The organism is Microcystis sp. CS-574 (assembly GCF_028329095.1).
Lineage (GTDB): Bacteria > Cyanobacteriota > Cyanobacteriia > Cyanobacteriales > Microcystaceae > Microcystis > Microcystis ichthyoblabe_A.
In genome coordinates this window covers 1-6,704 of record NZ_JAQMSY010000108.1, presented here as the reverse complement: position 1 = coordinate 6,704, position 6,704 = coordinate 1, and the positions used below count along the sequence as shown (strand labels likewise).

The 6,704-nt window shown below is 37.7% G+C and carries 10 protein-coding genes, 1 tRNA gene and 1 pseudogene; 6 read left to right on the top strand and 6 right to left on the bottom strand.

The window, feature by feature from the left end:
* Positions 1–68 precede the first annotated feature (68 nt).
* Positions 69–569: a cyclic pyranopterin monophosphate synthase MoaC gene (gene moaC / locus PN470_RS08690; RefSeq protein ID WP_002791111.1), complete on the bottom strand. Its 501-nt coding sequence runs from the start codon at positions 567–569 to the stop codon at positions 69–71.
* 43 nt (positions 570–612) lie between these two features.
* Between moaC and PN470_RS08685 the strand changes: the two genes are divergently transcribed.
* Positions 613–686, top strand: a tRNA-Arg gene (locus PN470_RS08685).
* 277 nt (positions 687–963) lie between these two features.
* Complete coding sequence (locus tag PN470_RS08680; RefSeq protein WP_272104303.1) at positions 964–2,283, top strand: tetratricopeptide repeat protein; 1,320 nt, start codon at positions 964–966, stop codon at positions 2,281–2,283.
* A gap of 10 nt (positions 2,284–2,293) precedes the next feature.
* Here PN470_RS08680 and PN470_RS08675 read toward each other — a convergent pair whose 3' ends face one another.
* From PN470_RS08675 to PN470_RS08665, 3 genes are read right to left on the bottom strand one after another with little or no spacing between them, the layout of a single operon-like run.
* The gene (locus PN470_RS08675; protein WP_272104301.1) at positions 2,294–2,707 is read right to left on the bottom strand and encodes a type II toxin-antitoxin system VapC family toxin; all 414 of its coding nucleotides are present in this window, start codon (positions 2,705–2,707) and stop codon (positions 2,294–2,296) included.
* Positions 2,704–2,967 (bottom strand): hypothetical protein, encoded by a 264-nt coding sequence (locus PN470_RS08670; protein ID WP_002766985.1) that lies wholly within the window; start codon positions 2,965–2,967, stop codon positions 2,704–2,706. Before PN470_RS08670 ends, PN470_RS08675 begins: the two co-directional genes overlap by 4 nt.
* 60 nt (positions 2,968–3,027) lie before the next feature.
* Positions 3,028–3,279, bottom strand: coding sequence for a hypothetical protein (locus PN470_RS08665; protein WP_042790830.1), 252 nt, complete (start codon positions 3,277–3,279; stop codon positions 3,028–3,030).
* Between the two features lie 224 nt (positions 3,280–3,503).
* Here PN470_RS08665 and PN470_RS08660 point away from each other — a divergent pair, with 224 nt between their 5' ends.
* Entirely contained in the window at positions 3,504–3,848 is a 345-nt protein-coding gene (locus PN470_RS08660; protein ID WP_316578626.1) for a type II toxin-antitoxin system RelE/ParE family toxin, read from the top strand.
* Positions 3,845–4,174, top strand: coding sequence for a helix-turn-helix transcriptional regulator (locus tag PN470_RS08655; protein ID WP_125731189.1), 330 nt, complete (start codon positions 3,845–3,847; stop codon positions 4,172–4,174). The genes PN470_RS08660 and PN470_RS08655 overlap by 4 nt, the downstream gene beginning before the upstream one ends.
* Positions 4,175–4,312: 138 nt before the next feature.
* Here PN470_RS08655 and PN470_RS08650 read toward each other — a convergent pair.
* A pseudogene (locus PN470_RS08650) lies at positions 4,313–4,681 on the bottom strand (DUF5615 family PIN-like protein).
* Positions 4,672–4,920, bottom strand: a complete 249-nt coding sequence (locus PN470_RS08645) for a DUF433 domain-containing protein (protein WP_002743172.1) — start codon at positions 4,918–4,920, stop codon at positions 4,672–4,674. Before PN470_RS08645 ends, PN470_RS08650 begins: the two are co-directional and overlap by 10 nt.
* 288 nt (positions 4,921–5,208) lie before the next feature.
* Between PN470_RS08645 and PN470_RS08640 the strand changes: the two genes are divergently transcribed.
* Together PN470_RS08640 and PN470_RS08635 are read left to right on the top strand one after the other, a co-directional pair.
* A complete protein-coding gene (locus tag PN470_RS08640) occupies positions 5,209–6,297 on the top strand; it encodes a tetratricopeptide repeat protein (protein ID WP_271935273.1) in 1,089 nt (362 codons plus the stop codon).
* 161 nt (positions 6,298–6,458) lie between these two features.
* A complete protein-coding gene (locus tag PN470_RS08635; protein ID WP_272104298.1) occupies positions 6,459–6,605 on the top strand; it encodes a hypothetical protein in 147 nt (48 codons plus the stop codon).
* Positions 6,606–6,704: the final 99 nt, after the last annotated feature.

The window sequence follows — 6,704 nt, the reverse complement described above, 5'->3', positions numbered from 1 at the left end:
CCCCACACCCCACACCCCACACCCTGCCACCAGGAAAAACTTTTTGCCGCAAACCCTACTTAGGGTTTTCATCGCAACAGGGAATCCTGATGATAATCTGATTTCCCTCCTGTTTTACTCAGCAGACGGATATTTTCAATCAGGATTGATTTTTCTAACGCTTTAGCCATATCGTATAAAGTCAAGGCTGCCACAGATACCGCCGTTAAAGCCTCCATTTCTACACCGGTTTCCGATTTTGTCACCACTTCTGCCCGAATTTCGTAGCCGGGTAACTCTGCTTTCGGGATAATCTGAACATTGATTTTTTGCAGGGGTAAGGGATGGCAAAGGGGAATTAAACAGGAAGTTTGTTTGGCCGCCATAATTCCCGCTAGTCTGGCCGTCCCTAAAACGTCACCTTTAGGCGCATTTCCCTGTTCTATGGCTTCAAAAGTCGTTTTTAGCATTCTCACTTGTCCTAGGGCGATAGCAGTGCGTTTAGTGGGCATTTTCTCCGATACATCCACCATCTGGGCCTCGCCTTGGCTGTCGAGATGAGATAATTTTTCTTTACCCTCTTGCGTCATTGAATGAACCTGTGCTATAGTAGTTTACTGTTGAGAAAAACAAGGGCTTGTAGCTTAGTGGATTAGAGCGTGTGGCTACGGACCACAAGGTCGGGAGTTCGAGTCTCTCCAAGCCCGTTACATACAATGGCATATACTACAGGAATTAGGGACCTATGGTTCCTAATTTCTTTGGTTTTTTGCCCCATCTTCCCACTTTCCTATACTTTTTAAACAGGATTTAGTATCAGCAGCCAGTTTTGCCGAGGTATTTTTTACCCTCAAACAGTGAAAGAAACTAAACTTTTAGGATTGTATAATACTAAATCTGGTTATTAAAAACTGATTATTTATTCCCCCTTTTGCCTTTTGCCTGTTTTTATAAGTAACCTATGCTCAACGGATTTAGTATAATATGAATTCTCCTGCACCTGTGCCGACACCCTTTCAAGTTGCTTTAGAGCGTTACCAGAATGCTCTAAATTATTTAGATACTTCTCATAATAAATCTCTGAAAAAAGCACAGGCTTTAGAAATTATTGCCGCCAGAGATGCTCTTCATAAACAAATGGAAGCTGAGGCGGAAATTTCGGTTGATATGTCGTCAAAATTAATCGAACAAGATAATAGATTAAAACAGAAAAGCTACAAAATTACTCAAGTTCTTGACTTAGCTGAATATCGGGAGACTTTACCTATTTCTGCTCAGGCTTGGTGGTGGCATTTAGAAAGTAGGGAATCTCTGCATCCTTGCAATCGCTTTGATTGGCTATTGAGAAGCGGTAAACTGGTTTTATTAGGGGTTAATTTTACATTAATCGGAACGATTGCCACTCGGTTTCTTAGTGGTGGTTCAGGTTTGCCAGAAATAGCAGGTGTTATTTTTTCGACTTTCATTTCTTTATTACAAACTGAAAATGCTCTCACACGGACGCGCCAGAAGGGTTTTGTTAAGTTAATGAAATTGCTTGGGATTGCTGAACATTGGTATGAAGAAATACAGTTTTCTGTAACAGTAATAGTCTTTGCTTTTCTCTTGGGAATTTATCTAAATTTCTCTTGGTTTTCTGAGTTTTATAAGCAAGAAGGAAGCCATTTACAATCTCCTCCGCCAGCAAGTCAAGAACTTCCCAATTTAGCCTTAGCAGAAGAGAAGTATTTAAAAGCGATTGAGTTAGATCCAGATAATTTAGATGCTCATTATAAGTTGGCAACACTTTACGAAGAGTTACAGGATTTGACTAATGCGAAAAAACACTATTTAATCGCGGCAAAAGGTGGTTTTATAGATGCTTATAATAATCTCGCTTATTGGTATCTGCGCGATAATAAGAATGCAGAAGCAGTAGAGTTACTGGAAAAAGCTAAGAGATTATTAGCAGAAAAAGATGAAAAACTAGACCAATTTACTGAAGAGGAGAAACGCAATTTAGCATTACAAAAATATAGTATTTATAAAAATCTAGGCTGGGCCAGATTTAAGCAAAATCGCAGTGAAGATGCAATTCCTAATCTTTTAGTTGCTATTGGTATCGCTGAAAATCCAGCTTATCAGAAATTTATCCGCAATCCCGGTGCTGCTTTTTGTATTTATGCTCAACTTTTAGAAAAAGAAGACAAGAAATTATCTCAGGAAAATTGGCGTAAATGTCTTAATTTAGCTCAAGGTAGGGAAATTAACACAGAGGAGGAGCAATGGTTATATGAAGCGAGGAAAAAAATTAAAGTGAAGTAAAATTTACTGACTATTCTCTGAGTAAAGCGCTAAATCCTTCTTGCTGAAAATGCTTATCAAAGGTTAAGATTTCATTGATTTCCAGTTGTCTCATAATCTGCATGGAAGCACAATCAGTTAAGCTGTAACCTTTATCTAATCGTCTTTGATAAAAATCAAAAGCCTGCTGAAATTGTTCACTGGTTTGGGGAATGATTTCTATAGTAGAATCGTTTTTCAAATCGTTGGTTAAGTTAATAGCAGATTGGCGTAGATAATCTCCTCTTCCTGACAATGCGTTAAGTAATTCTGTCAAAATTATTTCGCTAGTAATTCCTGTAAATTTTCCTAGTCTTACTGTCATTAGTGTGGCAAGTTCATGGAGATTGTCTCTATAATCAGCGAGTGCTTGCAAATAGGATGTATCTAAGAAAATTTTTCTCATTCTTCCTCATCTTCTCTTGGTGCGCCGTACATATAGTGTTCAAAATTACGCGCAAAGTCTGTAGGTAAGTGTTTTCGCCATTCTGACTGGGGAACAAGTGCGCCAATTTCTGCAATTCTTTGCCAAAAAGGTTTTTTGCGGAATTCGGGATCAGCTTGAAGTTGAGCGAATTTTGCTTGTAATTCAGCTATTGTCGGAAGTTCCTCTATTGTCGGAATTTCTTCTGTGCGAGTGGGATTGTTTGGGGGATTCATAATCATTTAGTGGGATTAGTTTACTACATATATTCTAACTTTGAATTGACGTTAGTTCTGTGTTTGTTATTTTTCCTCATCTTCTCTCGGTGCGCCGTACATATAATGTTCCGCGTTACGCGCAAAGTCTGTAGGTAAGTGTTTTCGCCATTCTGATTGGGGAACAACGTTACCAATTTCTACAATTCTTTGCCAAAAAGGTTTTTTGCGAAATTCTGGATCATTTTCTAGTGCATCCCATTTAGCATCGAGTTCTTCCATTGATAACTCAGGCTCTTCGGATGTGTTAGAGGTTGAATGATTGTTTAAGTTAGTCATGATTAAAGTTTCCTTAGTGATAATAGGTTACTTTTATTATAGCATTTTCAAGTTGGATTGAGGTACGGAGATTATCGAGGGTAATTAACCACAGAGACACAAAGAACACAGAGATTATTCACCGATGTTATAATTTATAATGATGATGGCAAGAGAGCCGAATGTTTAACTGAAAGCTTGACATTATTTTATGTACAGACTATATTATATTTATGGAATAGAATATTATATTTGATCCAGATTTTAGGTTCTGGTTTTATCAACAAGAACAGGGACTTCAAAATGAAGTATTTGCTGTTTTAACTGTATTGATGAAACTTGGACCAGCACTGGGGAGACCACGAGTTGATACCATTGAAGGATCTTCTTTTAAGAATATGAAAGAGCTTCGTATTCAGTATAAAGGTGAACCTTGGCGTGTTTTATTTGCCTTTGATCCTCATCGACAAGCAATTTTACTTGTTGGGGGGAACAAGTCAGGTAACAAAAGATGGTACAAAGAAAATATTCCTATAGCAGATCAACGTTATCAAAAATATCTGGAAAAACTTAAGGAAGAAAAGTCATGAAAGAATATACCAACTTCTCGGAAGAATTTAATAAACTTTGTGGAGAACGACAAGCAATTATTAAAGCAAGAGCTTCCCAAATTTATCTGGAGGAACTTACGCTTAAGTATTTGCAGGAAAAACTAGGTTTATCTTTATCAGAATTGGCAAAGTATCTTGAAGTACAGCAATCAATAGTACCTAAACTTAAACAAGAGCAAAATCTAGAGCTAAATACACTGCGCGAAGTAGTTAACGCCTTAGGTGGAACTGTCGAAATTATTGTCAAAATTCCCAACAAAGAACCTATAATTATTGGTGACTATTCAGAAACGAAGTGTAATTAACCACAGAGACACAGAGGACACGGAGATTATTTGCCAATGTTATAATTTGTACTCAATAATAAAGGTGTTCGCTTTTGGAACACAATATTTAAGATGGAATTAACGGGAAGACTCCATGAACGCTATAAAGCAAAAATCTTAAATTGATAAAAGTCTAATCCGAAAAATACGATCTGTCACTGACACAATTGCTCCCGTCTTTAATGCTTTTGTACAATCTCGTAAAACTATAGTTAAACGCTGATTAATTAGATTGTAGTTTTCATTGCCTAAACGGAATAGGATGACACTTGGTAAATTATCACCACTAATAGCGAGAAGTTGAGAAAAATCTAGATCGACAGTTAAAATTATCCGCTTTTCTCTTTTTGCTTTGGCAAGAATTTACTGATCAGATAAAGTTTGTAAGCCTTCATCTCGAAGATGAACGACATAATAAACTTGTTCTCTTAACCATGAGACTGTACGCAGATAAATCCCCATATCGGCTAGAAACTCTATCTCCATTGCTCGATTAATTCAAAATGATGAACTTGTTCTCTGGCTAACCAAGAAGCATATAATAAACATTGGTGAATATCTTCTCTTTCTAGGTCAGGGTATTCCTCTAATATTTCCTCTATCGGCTTTTCGTTAGCAAGTAGATTAAGAATTAAAGAAACAGGAATACGCATTCCTCGAATACAGGCTTGACCTGCCATAATTTTGGAGTTAAAAGTAATTCGGTCTAATTGTTTTAAGGTCATATAGTTTCCAGAAATATGAAGATGATACCTGTGGTAATTTTATTATAGCTAATTCTATAGTTGCGAGTGGAAGTGGGAAATTACTCCTTCTGTGAGGGTGCAAAGCTTGTCTCCAACCCCATAGGGAAGATTAGGGAATGGTGAGGTTTTAAGTTGTAGTAGTATAGTATAACAAGTTAGACGAGAAAACGGTTTTTTTAAAAAAACCCGTTTTCTGAAATCGCACCGGATTATGACTAAAGTTCAACAACGAACCTAATTAAAGCCAAACCCCAATTGATTCAACCCATGAATAAATTTCTCAAAATCTTTACCCCCATTTCCCTGATATTAATTACGGTAGGATTTCCGGCGGCGACTTTTAGCAACACTGTTGGAGTTAACACGATTTTTCAGGTAAAAGGGAAAGTTACCGTTAAAAAACCACAATGGAAGAAATCTCTTCCCGCTTCTGTCGGACTTACCCTCAGTTTTGATGATGAGTTAGAAGTGGCAGCTAACGCTTCCGTTAAGGTTTATTGTAGTAATCTCAAGCAGTGGACGGTTAAAACAGGAAAGTATATTGTTTCTAGTGGCTGTCCTCGGGGAAATCCTGTGATTTCACTTCCCAATATTAATAATACAACCCTCCGTCCCCCAGGAAAAACAGAGAAAGTTTTAGCAAAATTACCTTACCTAATTACTCCTCGTCAAACGAATATTCTCACCAATCGTCCTCCACTGCGGTGGAATGCTGTTCCGGGTGCAACTAATTATACTATCAAAATAGATGGGGTTAATTGGGAAACGCAGACAAATAAAACTGAAATAGTCTATCCCGGTGAACCTCCTCTGGAAGCAGGAAAGCGATATCGAGTAACCATAGAAGCTGATAATGGTGCGTCTTCTAGACGTGATGATGAAAACGTCGGGTTTACAGTATTAGATGAACAGACGAAGAAAACGGTTTTAGATGCTGTTAAAGCTGTTCAACAGCAGCAATTATCCCCGGAGGAAGCAGGGTTAGTTTTAGCGCATCTTTATCGAGGTTATGGGTTGTATGGGGATGCGGTTGAGGTATTAGAAGGATTGGTGAAGCAAAATAGTCAGGTTGCTACGGTTTATCAACTGTTAGGGGATACTTACCTTAAGATTGGTTTACCTCAGTTGGCAAAAAAACCTTATGAAAAAGCGTTAAAACTGGCAACAAATACGCAGAATTTGTCAGTGCAAGCGGAGATACAAGCGGGTTTAGGAATAGCTTATCGTCTCTTGGGAAATAAGAATGAGGCGATACAGTGGTTAACCAAGGCGAAGGGGACTTATAATCAGTTAGGGGATACTTCGCAGGTTCAGGAATTGGCTAAAACAATTAATGAAATTTTAAAGAGGGAGTAAGGATGGAAGTTATAGCACTCCCGTAGGGGCGAAGCATTCGGGCAATAACCTATCGCTGAAACCGTAGATTTCTTATCCGAATGCTTCGCCCCTACAACTTATTTGAAATTACTATAAATTATGGATAATGGCTACTACTTTTGTACGGAGGTAATTACACAATGGATAAAGATAAACTCATAAAATATCGTCAAGCAGTGCAAAATTTGTTAAGTCGCTATGTAGCAGAAGATGTTACCAGTGAAGACGTAGAAGTACAATTAATAGGCTCTTCGGGAATTGTTATGCGAATAATTAACTTAAAATAAAATTCGATGAGAGTACCTAAGCTCAAAAGTAGCTGAAATCCATACAGGGAAGGACTTAAGGCACAAACAGGTTAATGCCAAAAGATAGACAATTAAGTT